Below are 22,381 nucleotides of genomic sequence, written 5' to 3'. Positions count from 1 at the left end.
CACTCTTTTTGCGTACTAAAAAGAGAATGATTATTTTTCATTAAAATGTAGTATATGGCTTTAAACAAAAATGCATTAATTCGTTATAAAACCATTGATAAATGTTTACAAAATCAATATAGAAAATGGACGTTAGGCAGCTTGATAAAAGCGTGTTCCGATGCGTTGTATGAATATGAAGGAAGAGAAATTAATGTAAGCAAACGTACTGTGCAATTGGATATTCAAATGATGCGTAGTGATAAATTAGGTTATAATGCACCTATAGAAGTATATCAAAGAAAGTATTATCGGTATGCAGATGAAGATTATTCAATCACAGATATTCCGATTACTGAAAGTGATATGAATGTTCTTTCTGAGACCGTAGAGATGTTAAAACAATTTAAAGACTTCTCTCTATTTTCAGAATTGGGAGGTATTATACAACGATTAGAAGATAAAGTATATTCAGAAAAGACTCATCAATCTGCAATAATACACTTGGATAAAAATGAAAAACTGAAAGGATTGGAACATTTAGATGTTTTATATCAAGCAATCTTAAAAAAGATAGTATTGAAGATTACCTATCAATCCTTTACTGCAAGAAAAGCCTCGGAGTTTGTTTTTCATCCTTTTATACTTAAAGAATTTAATAATCGATGGTTTTTGGTAGGCAGAACATCTAGCAATAAACGAATTTTGACTTTAGCCCTTGATAGAATTATAGGGATTGATTATGATACCTCTATATTATATATAAACGAAGATTTTAAAGGAGATGAATATTATAAAAATACAATTGGTGTAACAGTTCTTAATGATGAGCAGTTGCAGGAAATAACCTTAAAAATAGATAGAGGTAATGCACCGTATGTAATTACTAAACCTTTTCATCACTCTCAGGAAGTTATTAATAGATTAGATAATGGTAGTATAATCATTAAATTAAAAGTACATCTTAATTTTGAGTTGGAACGCTTGATATTAGGATTTGGTGAAGCTGTTGAAGTATTACAACCAAGGCACCTTAGAAAAAGGATTCGAAAAAAGTTAGAAAAAGCATATGAACTCTATAACGAAACATCTTAGTTTATAGTCAAGGATGTAGATTTTGTGGTTTTAAGAATCAGATGTGTTAGAGTATGATAGTTCCAAACTTTATCAATAATTTTGTTGACATGAAAATATATTTCATTTCTCTTCTATTCATAATAATGAGTTATGGTCATTCTCAAGAAACAGATAGCACATTGGTGCGTTTACAGAGAGAAGTCGAACTTGCTCAAACCGATTCTATAAAGATTAATGCGTTGTTAGAGTTAGCAGAATTGCAATATGATAGAGATTTTAGTTCCTCAGGAGAGTTAGTTAATCAGGCTCTAAAACTAATACATTCAGGAAATGAAAACCAAAATCAGCAACAATTGGCAAAAGCCTATGTAATAAAAGGTGTGATTAACCGTAGAAAGGGAGATTATCCTAAAGCTTTGGATTATTACTTTAAAGCCAAAGAAATCTATGAAACAGAAAAAGATATTTGGCATGTATCCGATGTATATCACAATATGGGCATGATGTACAGGTATCAAAATGCCCATGATAAAGCTATTGCTTTATATAAGAAATCCATTGAGATCAAAGAACCTCTCAAAGATATTCATGGGATAGCTGCTGGATATAATATGATGGGAGTTTCATATCGGCAAAGCAAACAATTGGATTCTGCTATGATCTGTTATAATAAAGCAAAATCCTTATTTATTTCTATCGATAGTACTGATGATATACAGCGGGTTAATAATAATTTAGGTGCTTTATACAGAGAGTCAGGAAATATAGAAGAAGCGCTGAGATTAGGATATGAGAATATAAAATATGCTAAAAGATATGCCAAAGCGTATTCTTTATGTGCAGCCTATTATAACATTTCTAATATTTATAAAAAAACAAAAGAATACGATAAATCATTAATTTATGCAGATTCTTCATTGTCTATAGCCGTTCAGGAAAATTTTAGGGAAAGAATAACAAAAGCATATCTAAGAAAAAGTTATCTACAGGCTCAGATGGGGAATCATAAAGCAGCCTATGATGACTATCGTACATTTAACCGACATTCAGACTCTATCTACAATATTGAAAATGTAAAGAAAATTCAAGCATTAGAATTGAATCATAAATTTAGACAGGAAAAATTTGCGGATAGCTTAGCCTTTGTTCAAGAAAAAAGAGAGGTGACACTTTTGGCAATAGCCGAAAAATCGAAAAAATGGCTCTATTTTGCACTTTTCATTGTTTCTTTAATCGGAGCCTTTGTCATTACTTTATTAGTACGCCGAAATTATAGAAGTAAAGTTCAGATAGGAGCTGAAAAGTTGGAAAAAGAAAAAGCGCAAAAAGAACTACTCGATCAAAAAATATTGGCCAAAGAAGAAGAGATCAAACGATTGGTAGCAGATAATACGATGCGTCTAAATTTTAAAGAAGAATTGTTAAACCAACTCAAAAAAGAACTGGTAGAGAAAAACCCTCAAGAATTGAAAACTTCTTTATCGATACTAACCAAAGAACTAAAATCTCAGATCAGTATTGAAAGTAAACTCTCTACTTTACAGCATAAAATTAATGATGTTAATCAGGGATTTGATTCAAAATTAATCAAGTTATATCCCGAACTTACCAAGACTGAAAGAGAAGTTTGTGCTTTACTTCGACTTAATTTATCAATCAAAGAAATCATGACTATTCGCAACTCTTCTATGGATGCTGTAAAATCTGTTAGATATCGTATTCGCAAAAAAATAGGGTTGACTGCAAAAGAAGAATTAGAACAGTTTATTCAAACACTTTAATACTGCAAAAAGTGTTAGTTTAATTGACTTGCCACTTTTTGTCACGTATATTTTTTTGATTAAGCAGCAATAAACACTAAAATAGTGGATTAAAGTTTTAACTTTATATTAAATACTTCAAGACTTTTATAACCCCCTTATGATGAAAAAACTACTCCCCTTAGTTATACTGTTTTTTGGCATTGTTACAATAAGTTTTTCGCAAACCAAAATTGATACGTTACAGCAAAAACTTCAAAATGTTCCATCAGAAAAGGTTCGGCTAGCAATTTTGGATACCTTAACAAAAGCTATGATACGAGCTAATCATCCAGATCAGTTTGTATTTCTTGATGAGGTGATAGCACTAGCCAAAAAACAAGGAGATTATGATCTGGCTGCTTCAAAAACCCGATTTGTAGCACAGAAATATATCAATAACCGTCAACCGGATTCTGCTATTTATGTGGTTAAAGAGTTATTACGTGAGAAATCCAGATTTACTACAAAAAAATCTGAAGCTCATCTATTATTAAAAAGAGGAGGAGCGTATTTTAATCTGGAAGAATTAGAAGAGGCTTTAGCAGATTATGATACTTCGGCGGAATTTTTTATGGAGTCAGGCGATTCTATTTTTGCAGCGGATGCACGTTATTTTGCTGGGCAAGTGTATACAAACCTGAGAGATTTTGTGGGAGCTGTAAATCGTTTTGAAGAAGCTTACAAGCTATATGATATCCTGGGAGATGCACAGTATGCTAATTACGCATTAAGCGAATTAGCAGGATTGTATTCCAGAAACGGTTTTAGAGATAAGGCAATCTTTGAAAGAAAAAGAATTTTAGAGCATGCAAAAAAAATAAAAAGCCAATATGCGATTGCTTTTGGTTATGCACAACTAGCCAGTGATTATTCTTATAAAAAAGATTATGAGACTGCTAAAATATATACTGATTCCTTAGCAATTAGTTTAAAAAGTGTTCCTGAAGGGAGTAACAAATCAGAACTGATGATACAACCCCATAAACTATATGTTGGGTATTATCTTCATAAAAATGATGTGGATAAAGCAAAATTTCATTTGGATGAAGCCGAAAAGTACAGATTGTTGAGTAGTGCTCCAGAGTATAATGAAACTTCACTTTTATTAGACAGGGCAGATTATTATATAAAAACTAAAGAGTATAAGAAAGCTCAATTCGAGCTGGAAAAATTATTAGCAAAAAAAGAGAATATCGGTGATATTAATTTGAATACTAAAGCAGAAAATCGAATATCCAGAGTATTTGCTTCTCAAAGAAATTATGAACAAGCTTATAAGCACTTATTAAATCATATAATTGCCAAAGATTCTCTTAATTCTGAGATAAAGACGAATACATTTCTATATTATCAATCACAGTTTGAAACAGAAAGAAAGGACAATGAGATCTTTAAAAAGAAAACAGAGATTGAAATATTAGAAAAAAATCACCAAATCGCTGAAGGAAAACGAAAAGTCTTATGGTTGGCTATATTTTCAATTGTTTTATTGGCAATAGGAATCACTTTTTATATATGGCAAGCAGGAAAGAGAAAACGGAAGTTACTTTCAGATAAAATCGAGCAAAATAAAAAAGAACTAAAAGAGTTTATGGCACAACTACTTGATAAAAGTAAAGTGCAAGAAGCTTTGACCAAAGAATTGGAGGAGTTAAAAAATGAAATGGGAGAAAAGCAAAATGCACAAAAACTTCAGGATTTAGCAACTATTAGAATTCTTACCCCAGATGACTGGTATACTTTTAAGCATAAATTTACTATGGTGTATCCTACTTTTTTTTCAGATTTAAAAAAGAAAAACTATGATCTCACAAAATCTGAAGAACGATTACTAGCTATGGAAAAACTTGATTTAAGTACGAACGAAATTGCTAATATGCTGGCCATTTCTCAGGATAGTGTGATAAGAAGTCGATCGCGTCTCCGTAAAAAAATCAATGCACCTAAAGGGACATCCATTTTAGAATACCTGGAAGCTTCTTAAAAAAGAAAGTTTTGCCACTTTTTACTATCAAAAAAAGTCCTAAACAACTCTTAAAATAGCTAGTTTTGCGACCGGATATAATTGAATACTTATGCTATAGATTTTAGAATTAATAGTATGTGAAAATAAATAATTTACTTGTTGTCCGGGTTTTGTCCAGTACGATTTTGGTAGATTTTAAAAACTATTTGATTTATTTGCCTAATCAAAAAGATCCTTATATGATAAAAAGCTACTCTGTTACATTGTGTAGAAGATTGATGTTGATAATAATTTTTATGACTATATTTTCAAAATCAATTGCCCAAAGTATAGAATCGATTACGACAATATCTCCGGCACAAACACAATCTCTTGTTGTAGATTACGTAGGAGAAGATGCTGGAGCCAGTGCTATTTTAGGTTTCTTTTTCCTGGATATCGATACTGATAAGGATGGTTTACCAGATTTTTATGAAACAGCCCCTGGCGATGATCTTGATGGAGACGGTTTAAATAATGCAATGGATCCTGATGATGACAATGATGGGATACCTGATGCTGCTGATGTTGAACCTGTAGGAGTTACCTCTATGTCAGCATCGTATTTTCAAAATGGAACCGTAGCTGCGGCAAATGGAAATACTCCAGGTGATTACTGGCAATTTTTACCTAATAGCACCGATAGTTCAGGAACCTATTCTGGGTATTATGAGCATCCATCCGTATATTTATATATAGATAATAACACAAATGACATTCCCGATGTTTTAGAATATACTACAGGAAGTAATGTCATGCCTCCTTTTGTAGTAGATAAAGGAGTGATGGCTACACATTCGATATTAGGAAGTTTTCAGGGGCTTTTAGGGAATTGGGAATACTCTGGATCACCAGATAGCGATGATTATATTACGGGGCGTACTATTTTTTATATCTGTGATGACGATAATGGTACATCCTCATCGTTTGATTATACAAATTATTCACCCTATTCAATTACCGATATTTATAGTAGTACAAACAATCAAATAGATTATAATATTTATAATACTACTAACAATCAAAGCACTTCTATTCCGCAGGCAATTTTAGGAACTGATGCTGGAGGTGAAGATTATTATAAATACAGATGGTTTGACGATGTTATAGTAAGCCCTAATAGAGAATTGGTATTTTTTAGTACAGTTTTTTGGGCAGCAGGAAGTTCAAGAGTAAATACCTATTATTCTAAAACAGAATTCAATCCAGATGTTATAACGTTTTCTCCTAGCCCTGGTTTTTCTACGACTGGGGATAATTATGGAGGAGGAACTACCTCTAATTGGTATCCTCGTTTTCAACATACGGCAGATCATGATGCTTTGGTTGCAGATGTGTTCGGTGCAGGGACTACCTGGGCTATGATTGCCACAGCTCCAACAGATGGAACTAGCCCGATAGCTACAAATCCTGCCAATCAAGCTTGGGTAGATTTATATGAGAACTGGGCTACAGATACAAGGATCTTTCAATATATAGCAGTAACGGATTGGTTAGCTAGTAACAATCCAGATGCATATGCGATTATCAATCAACGATACTCACATGATCTAACATCAGATGGAAGACATATTATCATTAGAGCTAAAGAAAATAAATCTCCTCATTTAATGGTAATATCACCACCAGGAGACCCTAATAGTTTTATAGTTGGCGTTGAGGATATATTTAGATCTCCCGGGGATTTTCAGGATAATGTTTTCTATGTTACTTTTATTGACGATGTAAGTGTATCCGCTACAAAAATAGATAATTACACTGCCAATCAATGTACCACGAGAAACATACAGTATGAAGTAGTAATAGGAAATTCTGGAGTAACTACGGCAACTAATGTAATGTTTAACGATACTCCGGATGCAAATACAACATTAGACGTTGGATCAGTAACCACTTCGTTCGGTACAGTAATTACAGGAAATACTGTAGGAGATTCTTCCATACAGATCAATATAGGCAATATTCCTCCAGGAGGATCTGTTACTATTAACTTTAATGTAGGGGTTAATGCAGGTGTTTTTCCAACTACTACGACAGTTTCCAACCAAGGAACCGTATCCGGTAGTAATTTTGCTGATGTCTTGACAAGTGATCCCGATGCTGCAAATCACTTTACAGCAACCAATACGGATTTGTCAGATTTGATAGATTCAGTAATCCCTACTGTAGTTTGTCAGGATATTACCATACAGCTTAATTCTTCGGGCATTGCGATTATGGCACCTGCAGATATAGATAACGGAAGTAGTGATAATTGTGGGAGTGTTAGCTTTTCTGTAGATAAATCGGTTTTTACTTGCGATAATTTGGGAGCGAATACGGTTACTTTAACGGTGGATGATGGTAATGGAAATAATGCTACTTGTATTGCCACAGTAACGGTTGAAGACAATGTTGATCCTGTCATCGAATGCCAGGAAGATATCACGGTAACTGCTGATATGGGAGAATGTGGTGCTTTGGTTAATTTTGACCCTCCCACAGGAAAAAATTTAAGGATTAATATAGGAACACTTACTCCCGGACCAAGTTTAGCAACGAGCGGAGGAACAACTAATTGGAGCGGCGTAGCATATAACCCGGATTTGGATTTATATTATTCTTTCAGAGCAGGGAATACAGGAATGCCGTTCAGGACATACGACAGTAATGGAAATACTCTGGTAACCAATACAACCGGTTTCGATTTTCGCGGACTATGGTGGAACCCAAACACAAATGAGTTGCAAGGAAATGGAGTAGCGGCTTCTGGATATCGTACAGTAACCTTAGATGGAAATGGGTATGCTACCAGTGGAGGAGCTACTTTTGTAACAGGCAATAATCAACCCAATAATCAATCAAATGGAGCATATGATTATGATGCTAATGAAATCGTTTTCTATCACGGCGGAAGATTATATTCGTATGACATGAACGGAAATCAACTAACGGATAATGCTATTGTTAATTTTCCTGAAGCTAATAATGGCGATATCACTACTCGTTCTGTAGGGTATACAGGAGTTAGCGGAGCAGAAATCGTTATTTACAGTGAGTTAAATGCAAGAGTATATTTTATTGATAAAACTACCTCTACTTATAATGGTATCTTCCTTGATATGCCGGCAGGAGCACCAACCCCAAACAATTATGGTTTTTCGTATGCTAATGGATATGTTTTTTTACGAGAAGATGCGTCTTCGGATCCTTGGGTGTCTTACCAGATTGTAATTGAAGATTTTGATAATTGCGGTGCTACGATTGCACAAACAGGAGGATTGGCTAGCGGATCTTTGTTTCCAGTAGGTACATCAACTATAGAGTATACAGCTACAGATGCTTCGGGTAATAGTGCGATATGTTCTTTTGATATTACCGTAAATGACAATGAAGTGCCTTCACCAATATGCCAGGATATCACAGTGACATTAGATGGTATTGGAAATGCAAGCATTATTCCAGCTCAAATTGATAATGGATCAACTGATAATTGTAGTGTTGCTTCTTTAAGCTTGGATATCACGAGTTTTACAGCAGCAGATCTTGGAGCGAATACAGTAACTTTAACAGTCGAAGATGCTGCAGGCAATTCGTCGGATTGCACGGCTACAGTTACCGTTACAGATGGAGTAGTTCTGGAAGTATTAGGTAATGGAACTTCTATTGCCAATGGAGATACAACTCCAGATCTAGTAGATCATACAGAATTTGTTTCGGCTCTTGCTGGAGGTAATTCAACCAGTACATTTACTTTGGATAATTCAGCTGGCGTTAATACATTGAACATAAGTGATATAACTATATCAGGTGTCGGAGCTAGTGTTTATAGTATAGCAGCCTTTCCGGCTTCAGTTGCTGCAGGGACAACAGATACTTTTGATGTGATTTTCTCACCTGGCGCTAATGGTACATTTGATGCTGTGGTTACTATTGAGAGTAATGATACCGATAATGATCCTTATACCTTTTCAATTACGGCAGAAGCAGATGATCTGGCTGAAACTTTTAGTTTTGATGGGACAGATGATTATGCCTTTGCTAATATCAATTCTTCATCTACAGATTTTACATTAGAAGCTTGGTTTAAAGCTGATAGTGGCGCAAATGGTTATAGAGCTATTATGGTTTGGCAAACAACAGGTCCTAATAAAGAAACTTCTGTTGAAATAAGTGGAGCAGGGCTTGTTCGTTTAGGACAATATGATTATTCAGTTAGTCGCTGGCAACAAGTTTTTAGTACTACAAATGTAAAGGACGATCAATGGCACCATGTGGCTGTAGTAAAAATAGGGAATGTATGGACCTTATATATTGATGGTGAAGAAGAAGGTACCTTAACTTTAGAGGCTGATAATGGAGCGTCTACAGGTTTAACTGATTTTAGGGTAGGAAATATTCAGCTGAATAATGGTAACTTGAGAGAGCATTTTAGAGGCGAAATTGATGAAATCCGTATCTGGGATTACGCTCGTACTTGTACAGAAATTCTAAATCAAAAGGAATGTACTTTGACTGGTGCAGAGACCAATTTGGTAGCGTATTACGATTTTAATCAGGGAGTTGCAGAAGGAAATAATCGTTTAGAAACGCAGATTATTGATAGAGGGACTAATGGATATCATGCTACACTATATAATACAACTTTAAGTGGAGCGACTTCTAATTGGATAGCTCCAGGTAGTGGAGTAAGTACAACCAGTTGTGTTGTTGTAGCTCCAGAAATTACTGTTGAAGGTAATGGACAATTAATTTCTAATGGAGATTCAACCCCGGATGTTCTGGATGGAACTAATTTTGGAACAATTTCTACCACAGTAACAACTACACAGACATTTACAATTAATAATAATGGAGGTGGCACCTTAGAGATTACCGGAATTACCGTTACAGGAGCAGAATTTTCTTTAAGTAGTACTCATACTTTTCCAATTTCTATTGCTGCTGGTGTTACTCAGGATTTTGATGTTTCGTTTATGTCAAACGCTTGCACAGCATCTGGTTTTAATGGAAATGTGCAGATTGATTCTAATGATTGTATACTGAATACTTTTACATATGACCTTTCAGCTTCGGTTGTTGATGATATAGATCCTACAGTTGTTTGCCAGGATATCACCGTGCAATTAGATGCAACTGGTAATACAACAATTACAACAGCACAGATTGATAATGGTTCTTCTGATTTTTGTGGGATTGCTTCTTTGGCGATTGATACCAATACTTTTGATTGTTCTAATATAGGAACCAATACTGTTACTTTAACAGTTACTGATACCAACGGAAATTCAGATACATGTACTGCTACAGTTACGGTTGAAGATATGGTACAACCTACAGTTGTTTGTCAGGATATTACCGTACAGTTAGATGCTACCGGAAATGCAACGATTACAGCCGCCCAGATTAATAATGGATCATCAGATGCTTGTGGAATTGCTTCCTTAGCTATTGATATAAATACCTTTGATTGTTCAAATGTTGGTACAAATACAGTTATCCTAACAGTTACCGATACTAATGGAAATTCGGATACATGTACTGCTACAGTTACCGTACAAGATATGGTACAACCTACAGTTGTTTGTCAGGATATTACCGTACAGTTGGATGCTACCGGAAATGCTACGATTACAGCTGCTCAGATCGATAATGGATCATCAGATGCTTGTGGCATTGCTTCTTTGGCTTTAGATACTAATACCTTTGATTGTGGCGACGTTGGTACAAATACGGTTACCTTAACAGTTACTGATACCAACGGAAATTCGGATACATGTACTGCTACAGTTACAGTTGAAGATATGGTACAACCTACGGTAGTTTGCCAGGATATCACCGTACAGTTGGATGCTACCGGAAATGCAACGATTACAGCCGCCCAGATTAATAATGGATCATCAGATGCTTGTGGCATTGCTTCGCTGACTTTAGATACTAATACTTTTGATTGTTCAAATGTTGGTGCAAATACGGTTACTTTAACAGTTACCGATACTAATGGAAATTCAGATACATGTACTGCTACGGTTACAGTTGAAGATAATGTAAACCCTACCGTGGTATGTCAGGATATTACCGTGCAATTAGATGCTACCGGTAATGCAACGATTACAACTGCTCAGATTGATAATGGATCTACCGATGCCTGTGGAATTGCCTCTTTAACACTAGATAATGATACTTTTGATTGTAGTAATGTTGGCGCAAATACGGTTACCTTAACAGTTACTGATACCAACGGAAATTCGGATACTTGTACCGCTACAGTTACGGTTGAAGATATGGTACAACCTACAGTTGTTTGCCAGGATATCACCGTACAGTTGGATGCTACCGGAAATGCAACGATTACAACTGCTCAGATTGATAATGGATCATCAGATGCTTGTGGAATTACTTCTTTAACACTAGATAATGATACTTTTGATTGTAGTGACGTTGGTACAAATACGGTTACCCTAACAGTTACTGATACCAACGGAAATTCGAATACATGTACTGCTACAGTTACTGTTGAAGATAACGTAAACCCTACAGTAGTGTGTCAGGATATCACCGTACAGTTGGATGCTACCGGAAATGCAACGATTACAACTGCTCAGATTGATAATGGATCTACCGATGCTTGCGGCATTGCTTCGCTGACTTTAGATACGGATACTTTTGATTGTTCTAATGTTGGTACAAATACAGTTCTCCTAACAGTTACCGATACTAATGGAAATTCGGATACTTGTACCGCTACAGTTACTGTAGAAGATAATGTAAACCCTACCGTGGTATGTCAGGATATCACCGTACAGTTGGATGCTACCGGTAATGCTGCGATTACAGCCACCCAGATCGATAATGGATCATCAGATGCTTGCGGCATTGCCTCTTTAGCACTAGATACTAATACCTTTGATTGTTCAAATGTTGGTGCAAATACGGTTACCCTAACAGTTACCGATACTAATGGAAATTCGGATACTTGTACCGCTACAGTTACCGTAGAAGATATGGTACAACCTACAGTTGTTTGCCAGGATATTACTGTACAGTTGGATGCTACCGGAAATGCTACGATTACAGCTGCTCAGATTGATAATGGATCATCAGATGCTTGCGGCATTGCCTCTTTAACACTAGATACTAATACTTTTGATTGTAGTGACGTTGGTACAAATACGGTTACCCTAACAGTTACCGATACTAATGGAAATTCGGATACTTGTACCGCTACAGTTACCGTAGAAGATATGGTACAACCTACAATAGTTTGCCAGGACATCACTGTACAATTGGATGCTACCGGTAATGCAATGATTACAGCTGCGCAGATCGATAATGGATCATCAGATGCTTGTGGAATAGCTTCTTTAGCTATTGATATGGATACCTTTGATTGTTCAAATGTTGGAATTAATACAGTAACCTTAACAGTTACTGATACCAATGGTAATACAGATAGTTGTACTGCTACGGTTACTGTTGAAGATAAGGTACAACCTATGATTATCTGCCAGGATATTACCGTACAGTTGGATGCTACCGGTAATGCTACGATTACAGCCGCGCAGATTGATAATGGATCTACCGATGCTTGTGGAATAGCTTCGCTGACTTTAGATACTAATACCTTTGATTGTTCAAATATTGGTGTAAATACAGTTATCCTAACAGTTACGGATACCAATGGAAATTCGGATACTTGTACGGCTACAGTTACGGTTGAAGATAACGTAAACCCTACCGTGGTATGCCAAGACATCACTGTACAGTTGGATGCTACCGGTAATGCAACGATTACAGCCGCACAGATCGATAATGGATCATCAGATGCTTGCGGCATTGTTTCGCTGACTTTAGATACGGATACTTTTGATTGTAGTGATGTTGGTGCAAATACAGTTACCCTAACAGTTACGGATACCAATGGAAATTCGGATACTTGTACCGCTATAGTTACCGTAGAAGATATGGTACAACCTACGGTAGTTTGTCAAGATATTACCATACAGTTGGATGCTACCGGGAATGCTACCATTACACCTGCTCAACTAGATAATGGATCATCAGATGTTTGCGGCATTGCTTCTTTAGCACTAGATACAGATACTTTTGATTGTAGTAATGTTGGTACAAATACAGTTACCTTAACAGTTACTGATACTAATGGGAATTCAGATACCTGTATGGCTACCGTTATTGTAGAAGATAATGTAAACCCTACCGTGGTATGTCAGGATATCACCGTACAGTTGGATGCTAGTGGAAATGTAACAATTACACCTGATCAAATTGATAATGGATCATCAGATGCTTGTGGAATTGTTGCTATGGAAATTGATACCAATACTTTTGATTGTTATGATGTAGGTGCAAATACAATTGTATTTACAGCAACCGATGCTAATGGTAATAGTGCTCAATGCTCAGCAGTTGTAACAGTTGAAGATACGGTTGCACCTACGGTAATTTGTCAGGATATTACTATTCAATTAGATATTGACGGAAATGGAAGAATTGAACCTAGGCATATTGATAATGGTTCCACGGATTCTTGTGAGACAGTTTCGCTTTCGATTGATATAGATACCTTTGACTGTTCTGATATTGGTGCTAATACAGTAGTTTTAACAGCTACAGATAGATACGGAAATACTGCTAGTTGCTCTGCTACAGTTACCGTTGAAGATATTATTTCTCCAGGAGCAATATGCCAGGACATCACGGTACAATTAGATGCAACTGGAAATGCAACGATTACAGCTGATCAGATCAATAATGGTTCTACTGATACCTGCGGGATTTCTTCTGTTGCAATAGATAAAGATCAATTTGATTGTTCTGATGTTGGTAGCAATTTTGTTTTATTAACGGTTACGGATATGAATGGTAATATTTCCAGATGTACAGCAATTGTTACTGTAGAAGATCCAATATTGCCAGTGGCTATTTGTCAAGATATCACACTGCAATTGGATGAGACAGGAAATGTAAGTATTACTCCTGATCAGATAGATAATGGTTCTTATAATTTTTGCGGTAATCTTTCTTTATCACTTGATAAAACAAGTTTTACTTCTGTAGATGTTGGAGATAATATAGTTACGCTTACAGCCACTGATCCTTCAGGGAACATTGGGCAATGTACAGCTACGGTAACTATTGTAGACCCCACACCACCAATAATTACATTGATAGGTGATAACCCACAAGTCATAACATTAGGAGATGGATACACAGAATTAGGAGCAGTGACCAATGATGGTTCACTGATTGTAATAGATGTTACTGATTTTATAGACGCTCCTGGCAGTTATACAATTAGGTATAACGCAACCGATAGTTCTGGGAATGTAGCTGATGAGGTGTTAAGAACCGTAATTGTAGAAGATCCTAATGATACAACTTCAATTACCATTTTCCCAAATCCAGCAACCGATAGTTTTACGATAACAGGAACAGGTGATATAGAAGCTGTTGAATTATATGATATGATAGGAAGAAAAATAATGGCACTTGATCAGGTTACAATAGATACTCCTATTTCAGTAGCCAATTTAGCAATGGGTGCGTATTGGGTCAAAGTATACTTCTCACCAAAAGGTTCAACTATGAAAAGAATTTTGGTCGAACATTAGAATAAAAAATACATTTTAATACTGAATTTGAACAAACAAAGTTTTGAACTTAAAAAAAACAGGGATTGTTTACTGATTTCTACAAGATTTTGAAAAAATATTAAATAATGCCACTTTTTGTCACCATTAAGGTTCTTAAAAAAATCTTAAAATATAGTATTATTGCAGTTGCGAATAACTGATAGATATTTGATAGATTCAAATGTAAAGCATTGTTATTTAGTTGACTATGTGTATTGTCCGGTTTTTGTCCGGTATTTTTTACCTGAATTTTAATTACAAATAGATTTCTTTGCTACAACTTTTAAAAAGACCCCTTATGATGAAAAGAAAACTACTCTTTGTTTTTTTTGTATTACTTAATTGTGCATTGTTTGCCCAGGAAACCTATGTGCCTGATGATAACTTTGAAGCTTTTTTGGAAAGTCAGGGTTGGGGTAATGGGATCGCTAATGATGATTATGTAACCACAAGTGCTATTCAGACAGTAACTATACTAGCTATAAATAATCAAGGAATTAGTGACCTTACCGGACTTCAAGATTTTGCTAGTTTATCGGGTATAAATTGTAGCAATAACAACATCGCAATTTTGGATTTATCATTCAAAACGATTTTCAATGTTTTTGCAAATGACAATGACCTTACTTTCGTAAACATTAAAAATGGTAATAGTGCAGCGATCAACACCTTCGATGTAACTAATAATCCCAATCTTTTTTGTATTCAAGTAGATGATGCCTCTGCAAGCTATCTGACAAGCTGGGGTAAAGATTCAGGAGCTTCATTTAGCGAAGATTGTGGAACTCACGTACCCGATGATAATTTTGAAAACTATTTGGAAACACATGATGCAGATGGAAATGTGGTTTCGGTTGGAGATGCTTCTAGTATGGGTAATGGTGTTGCTAATGATAATTATGTAACTACCTCAAGAATAGATAGTGTTGCAGATTTAAATATTTCTAATTTGAGTATTTCTGATATAACGGGTATTGAAGATTTCATTGGATTACAAGAGTTAGATTGTTCGTATAATAGTATCACCAGTTTAGATCTTTCACAAAGCACATTGTTAGAAACATTGAGATGTAATAATAATTTATTAGGTTCATTAGATGTATCTCAAAATGCAGCTTTGCAAATATTAAATTGTTTTAATAATAGTTTAACTAGTTTAGATATTTCCCAGAATGTTGCATTGACTTTAATTCAATGTTTTAGAAATAACATTACTGCCTTAGATGTTACCAATAATATTGTTTTAGATAGAATAGATGTCTCTAGAAATGAGCTTACTACATTGGATATATCTCAAAACACGGAGTTGACGTCATTAAATTGTGCAACTAATCAGCTTACGAGTTTAGATGTTTCTCAAAACACAAAACTAGAAAAATTAACTTGTTATGAAAATAACTTGACCAGTTTAGATGTTACGAACCTTCCATTGTTAGAGGATTTAGATTGTGTAGATAATGACCTTACTAGTTTAGATCTTTCCCAAAATCCGGAGCTACTAGAACTGCAAGCATACGAGAATGAGTTGACTAGTTTAGATCTTAGTAATAATGTTAAGCTAGAGGAATTATTTATAGAAAGTAATCAAATTACTAGTTTAGATCTTTCTAAGAATGTGTTGATCGAAGATGTATCATGTGCATTTAATCAGTTAACCTATTTAAATCTTAGAAACGGTAATAACACAAATTTAAACCCTGGTGATTTCGATATTCGTAATAATCCAGGACTTAGCTGTGTTGCTGTGGATGATCCAACGTATGCTACTACTACTTTTACAAGAAAAGATGTGCAAACCGAATTTAAATTATTTTGCGCCCAAACCTTTGTGCCAGACGATAATTTCGAAGCGTATTTAGAAACGCATAATCAACTTGGTTTAGTTGTGCCGATTGGAGATCCGACCAGTATGGGAAATGGTATTGCTAATGATAACTATGTAGGAACGGAAAAAATCAAAAATGACACTACTTTGGATCTTAGCAATCAGGGAATTACTGATTTTACAGGGCTGGAGGGTTTTGAAAACGTAGAAAGATTGTACACAAACAGTAATACGGTTTCGAACATAGATCTTACGGCAAATACAAAGTTAATTGAAGTAAGCTGCCAGTCCATGGGACTTACCAGTATCAACATTTCAGGATTAACTTCATTAGAAATAGTAAGAGCCAGAGAAAATAACTTATCTACGATAGATCTAAGTTCCAATATCGCATTACAGTACTTATATTTAGACGAAAATGATTTTACTACAATCGATATCAGTGCAAACACAGCTCTTTTAGATTTCAGGATAAGAGAAAATACGGTAACCACTCTAGATATAGCTAGTAATAACAATTTAATACGATTGTATTGTGGTGATAATTCTCTATCAAACCTGGATGTAACGAATAATCCTCTTTTAGAAACCTTAAGTATAGGAGGGAATCAATTCACAACCATAGATATAAGTAGTTTATCTAATCTCACCGATTTGTCTATTGAAGATACACCAACACTTACTTCTTTGGATGTGTCCCTAAATTCGAACCTTGAAGATATTGAGGTCAACAACAATACTTCATTGATCACTTTGGACCTATCTAACCTTACAAAATTAATAGAGCTTTACACCTATGGAAGTCAAATTGCTGAATTAGATGTTAGCAATAGCCCAGACATTGAATATATAGAATGTTACGATGGACAATTAACTTCATTAAATCTTAAAAATGGTAACAACAGTAGTGATATAGAATTATATGCTACTGGAAATCCTGACCTTGTTTGTATCCAGGTAGATGATCCTACTGCTGGTTATTTGACGAGTTGGGATAAAGATGCTACAGCTAGTTTCAGTGATGACTGTAACTGGACCTATGTACCTGACGATAATTTTGAAAATTACTTAGAAACACATGACGCTAATAACAATAATGTAGCTGTTGGGGATCCAACCAGTATGGGTAACGGAATTGCTAATGATAATTATGTAACTACTGCTAATATTGAAAATGTAATGAATCTATTTATTGCTTTTCAAGGAGTTACTGATATAACGGGGCTTGAAGATTTTACAGCATTAGAAACATTATTTATTTTTAGTAATACATTAACTGATACCAATTTAGATCTTACCAGCAATACCAATTTAACAAGAATTGATGGAGGTGATATGGGATTAACCAGTATTGACATTACAGGGCTAACTTCTTTAGAACGACTAGATATCTCACGTAATGATCTTACTACTATTGATATCTCTACAAACACTGCTTTAAAAACATTAATAGTTTCATCCAATGATTTATCAGGTTTAGATGTGAGTAATAATGTGCTGCTAGAAGATTTGCAAATTCATGAAACCACTTTAAGTAGTATTGATGTTAGTGCGAATGTGAATTTAACAAGAATCTTTGCTTCTTTAAATCAATTTACATCATTAAATATCCAAAATAATACACTACTTGAAACTTTAAATTTATCTAGAAATCCATTGACTTCTTATGATGTAAGTCACTTGTCAAATCTTCAAGATTTAAATTTAGACGAAACCAATATTACTTCAATTGATATTAGTAAGAATTCTAATTTGGTAGAATTTAATGCAAGAGATATTAATGAATTAGTAGAGCTGAATGCCAAAAATGGAAACAATAGCAACTTTACAGAATTTAGGGTAACGGGTAGTCCTAATTTAACATGTATCGAAGTAGATGATCCAACGGCTGGGTATTTAACAAGTTGGGAGAAAGATGCTACTGCAAGTTTTGCCGAGTATTGTCGATTTACAACGATTCCTGATGCTAATTTTGAAGCATATTTAGAAACACATAACGAATTTGGAGGAACTGTTGCTTTAGGAAGTGCCAATAGCTTAGGAAATGGAATCATTAATGACAATTTAGTACCTACTGGAAAAATTGAAGCAATTCAATTGTTAACTCCAAGAAATGAAGGAATTCAAGACTTTACGGGAATTGAAGATTTTGTAAGCTTAATTCGTTTATGGATAGATGAAAACACACTTACGAATATAAGTTTGGATCTGACCAATAACACACTGCTAGAAAGTCTAACAGTTTCCAGTATGGGACTAACCAGTATTGATATAACAGGATTAACTGTTTTAGAAAGTATGGATGCAGAAGCTAACAACCTTACAAGTATTGATATAACAACAAATACTGGGTTAAGATTTTTGAATGTAGCGGATAATGACTTAACCAATATAGATGTAAGTAATAATGATTTAACAAGCTTAACAGTTACTAATAATAGATTAGGAACGATAGACGTAAGTAATCAGGCCAATTTAACATCGCTATATTGTGAGAATACGAATATTACGTCATTAAATATTCAAAACAATCCATTATTAGAAAATTTAGAGTGTGGTTTAAATCCATTGACAAATCTTGATGTGACCCATCTTACCGATTTGTTCTACTTATCGTTTAGTAATACCAGTATTGCAAGTATTGATTTAAGTAACAATACAAACTTGAGTAGATTAACTTGTGATGTTACACCACTCACTTCTTTAGACTTAAGTAACCAAAACACATTAGATAATTTATCCTGTAAGAATAGCTTGTTAGAATATTTGAATTTAAGAAGTGGTAATAATAATGATCTTGATAATGTAGACGTTACCGGAAATCCAAATTTAACTTGTATAAGAGTAGATGATCCATCAGCTCCTGTATTAGCAGGTTGGTTAAAAGATGCCGCAGCGAGTTACGCAGAGTTCTGTAGGTTAACTTATGTTCCAGATGATGCTTTTGAAACATTCTTAGAAAATCAAGGATATGGAAATGGAGTTATGGATGATTATGTATATACAGCATTAGTAGAGGTTTCTGAAGGCTTTAATCTTCATAATGGATTGGTTGCAGATATGACAGGTATTGAAGATTTTAGAGATATGTGGTTCTTAGGATGTCGTAACAATACTAATTTAACAAATATAGATTTAAGTAAAAATACAAAGCTAACCAACGTTACATTAGCCAACAATAATCTAACAAGTTTAGACTTAAGTAATAATCTGTTACTAGAAAAAATATATATAGATGGGAATGCTAACTTAGGTCCTGTAGATGTTTCTATGCTTAGTAGTTTAAATACACTTAGTATTTCTAATACAGGTATTAACTCTGTGGATGTTTCTAACAATCCATTATTGAGATTGTTGAATCTTAATGATAATAATTTTACGGAGTTTGATATTTCGGCATACCCAAGTATTATACAATTACGTATTGCCAATAACCAATTAACGTCGTTAAATGTAGCTAATGGAAATAACGATAATTTTACTTGGTTTGATGCACAAGGAAATCCTGATTTAACCTGTATTAAAGCTGATAAAGTAGTTCCTTTACATCCAGATATTTGGAAAAAAGATGCTACAGCCAATTATGCTATTTATTGTGACTTGACCTATGTACCAGATGATAATTTTGAAGATTATCTAGAAACACACGATGCTGATGGTAATACAGTGTCAATAGGCGATGCTTCAAGTATGGGTAATGGTATAGCGAGTGATAATCAGGTAGCAACTTCCAAAATAACAACGGTTATTACATTAAATATAGAAAGCCAAAATATAGTAGATTTAACAGGTATTGAAGCTTTTACTGCCTTAGAATCGCTAAACTGTGATTACAATGATTTAACAACACTGGATTTAAGTAGTAATACTAACTTAAAAATTCTGAATGCTGCTGAAAATGATTTTACGTCATTAGATTTTACGGGTTATACAGTACTGGAAGAAGTGAATTTACGCTCTAATTCTATTACAACCTTCTTAGTTGATAACAATCCCAATTTAAAAAAGTTAAATGTAGGTAAGAACGGTTTAACTTCATTAGATGTTAGTTCTTGTACGCAATTAGAGGAACTTGCTGCTCACCAGAATTTATTAGAGTCTTTAGATGTTAGAAATGGGAATAATAACTTAATCACGGATTTCTTTGTTCTTTACAACCCTAATTTAACCTGTATTCAAGTAGACGACGCATCAGCTACTTATTTGACAACTTGGGAAAAAGATGATACCGCTAGTTTTAGTGAAGATTGTGTTTCTCCTGTGATTACTTTACTAGGAGATAATCCACAAGTAATCGAATTAGGATCAGGGTATACTGAATTGGGAGCTACCGTTGATGATGGAGTAACTAATTTAATAATCAACACTTCAGATTTCGAGGATGTAATAGGTAGTTATACGATTCGATATAATGCTACGGATGCTTCTGGTAATGCTGCTATAGAGGTAACCAGAACTATCAATGTTGTAGATACTACGGCTCCTGTTATTACTCTACTAGGAGATAGTCCACAAGTAATCGAATTAGGATCAGGGTATACTGAATTGGGAGCTACTGTTGATGATGGAGTAACTAATTTAATAATCAACACTTCAGATTTCCAGGATGCAATAGGTAGTTATACGATTCGATATAATGCTACGGATGCTTCTGGTAATGCTGCTATAGAGGTAACCAGAACTATCAATGTTGTAGATACTACTGCTCCTGTTATCACATTAATAGGGGATAATCCACAAGTAATCGAACTAGGATCGGGGTATACTGAATTGGGAGCTACTGTTGATGATGGAGTAACCAATTTAGTAATTGATACTTCTGATTTTCAAGATGTTATTGGTGGTTATACAATTAGATACAATGCTACCGATGCTTCTGGTAATGTAGCTATAGAGGTAACAAGGATTGTAAATGTAGAAGATACTACTGCTCCTGTTATCACATTAATAGGGGATAATCCACAAGAAGTTACTCTAGGAGATGGTTATAATGAATTAGGAGCTACTACAGATGATGGATCTTCTGTAACTATTGATAGCTCAAACTTTGTAGATACAGTAGGTAGTTATACCATTAAATATAATGCAGTGGATGTTTCAGGAAATACAGCGGTAGAAGTAACAAGAACAGTAAATGTAGTTCCTGTTTTAGGTGTAGAGGATAATGTTTTAGAATGGATACAAATGTATCCAAATCCATCACGGGGTCAGTTTATGATTTCTGGGTTAACAGAGAAGATAGATGTTGAAATTTTTAATATAGAAGGGAAACAAATAAAACAACTTAATGGATATGTTTCAGAACAGGTTATAAATATCAGTAACCTAGAATCTGGTATTTATTTAGTAAGACTTATCCAGGGAGCAACAATTAAGAATTTAAGATTAGTAAAGAATTAAAAAAGCAGATTTTTAATCAATGAATACCGATTAAACTTTGTCATGTTTTTACAATAAAGGAATATAATATTTTTGGTTGTAAATATGTATTACGGAGATAAGGGGCTGTGATATAATAAGAATTTACAACATTTTTAAACCACCCAATTTTGGGTGGTTTTTTTATATTTAAAACTTAAATATATAATCCCAGATAATAGTTCTGGTATTAATTAAGATAGATTAAGTGTTTGATTATTAAGGGTTAAGAATAGATGAGAATTTATCCTTATATCCGTAAACAAGAATTAACCCTAAGATCAATCCAACCAATGACCCACCAATTCCTGCCATATCATGTAAAACATGAAACACAGCAGCATTAAACATAATTGCAATTAAAATAATAAGTGAAGCAGGAATAAATTTTCCAATCAGAAGAGCGATTCCACCTACTATTTCAAGAACAGCTATTAACTTAAAGAAACCTGAAGTCGCATAAATCCCTAATAAGGTTCCACCGTCACCGGGAATAGGGGGAAACTCCATAAAACCAATAAAGCTGTTGAGGCCAAAAAAGAGACAGAATAATCCAAAAAGTATTCTGAATACTAAAATTACTTTTGAATTCATAAAACAAAAATTTTAAAGATTAGGTAAGTAAATTTAATGATTCATTATG

The 22,381-nt window shown here is 34.4% G+C and carries 6 protein-coding genes; 5 read left to right on the top strand and 1 reads right to left on the bottom strand.

All coding sequences use genetic code 11. The features are described 5' to 3' along the window. The first annotated feature begins 54 nt into the window (after positions 1-54). The 5 genes from U0D62_RS03355 (at position 55) to U0D62_RS03335 (ending at position 21,720) form a co-directional block, all read left to right on the top strand. Positions 55-1,074, top strand: coding sequence for a helix-turn-helix transcriptional regulator (locus tag U0D62_RS03355; RefSeq protein ID WP_322193893.1), 1,020 nt, complete (start codon positions 55-57; stop codon positions 1,072-1,074). Between the two features lie 89 nt (positions 1,075-1,163). Next, positions 1,164-2,837, top strand: a complete 1,674-nt coding sequence (locus tag U0D62_RS03350; protein ID WP_322193892.1) for a tetratricopeptide repeat protein — start codon at positions 1,164-1,166, stop codon at positions 2,835-2,837. Positions 2,838-2,979: 142 nt separating this feature from the next. Continuing rightward, positions 2,980-4,842 carry a hypothetical protein gene (locus U0D62_RS03345; RefSeq protein WP_322193890.1) on the top strand — a complete coding sequence of 621 codons (1,863 nt, stop codon included), beginning with the start codon at positions 2,980-2,982 and terminating at the stop codon, positions 4,840-4,842. A gap of 278 nt (positions 4,843-5,120) precedes the next feature. Beyond that, on the top strand, positions 5,121-14,474 hold the full coding sequence (locus tag U0D62_RS03340; protein ID WP_322193888.1) for an HYR domain-containing protein: 9,354 nt from the start codon (positions 5,121-5,123) through the stop codon (positions 14,472-14,474). A 319-nt stretch (positions 14,475-14,793) separates the two neighbouring features. Next, positions 14,794-21,720, top strand: a complete 6,927-nt coding sequence (locus U0D62_RS03335; protein WP_322193887.1) for an immunoglobulin-like domain-containing protein — start codon at positions 14,794-14,796, stop codon at positions 21,718-21,720. A gap of 237 nt (positions 21,721-21,957) precedes the next feature. Here the strand turns inward: U0D62_RS03335 and U0D62_RS03330 are convergent, their stop codons facing one another. Then, positions 21,958-22,248, bottom strand: coding sequence for a hypothetical protein (locus tag U0D62_RS03330; RefSeq protein WP_416135528.1), 291 nt, complete (start codon positions 22,246-22,248; stop codon positions 21,958-21,960). Positions 22,249-22,381: the final 133 nt, after the last annotated feature.

It is taken from the genome of Aquimarina callyspongiae (assembly GCF_034322225.1).
Lineage (GTDB): Bacteria > Bacteroidota > Bacteroidia > Flavobacteriales > Flavobacteriaceae > Aquimarina.
This window is presented reverse-complemented; position numbering and strand designations above follow the sequence as displayed.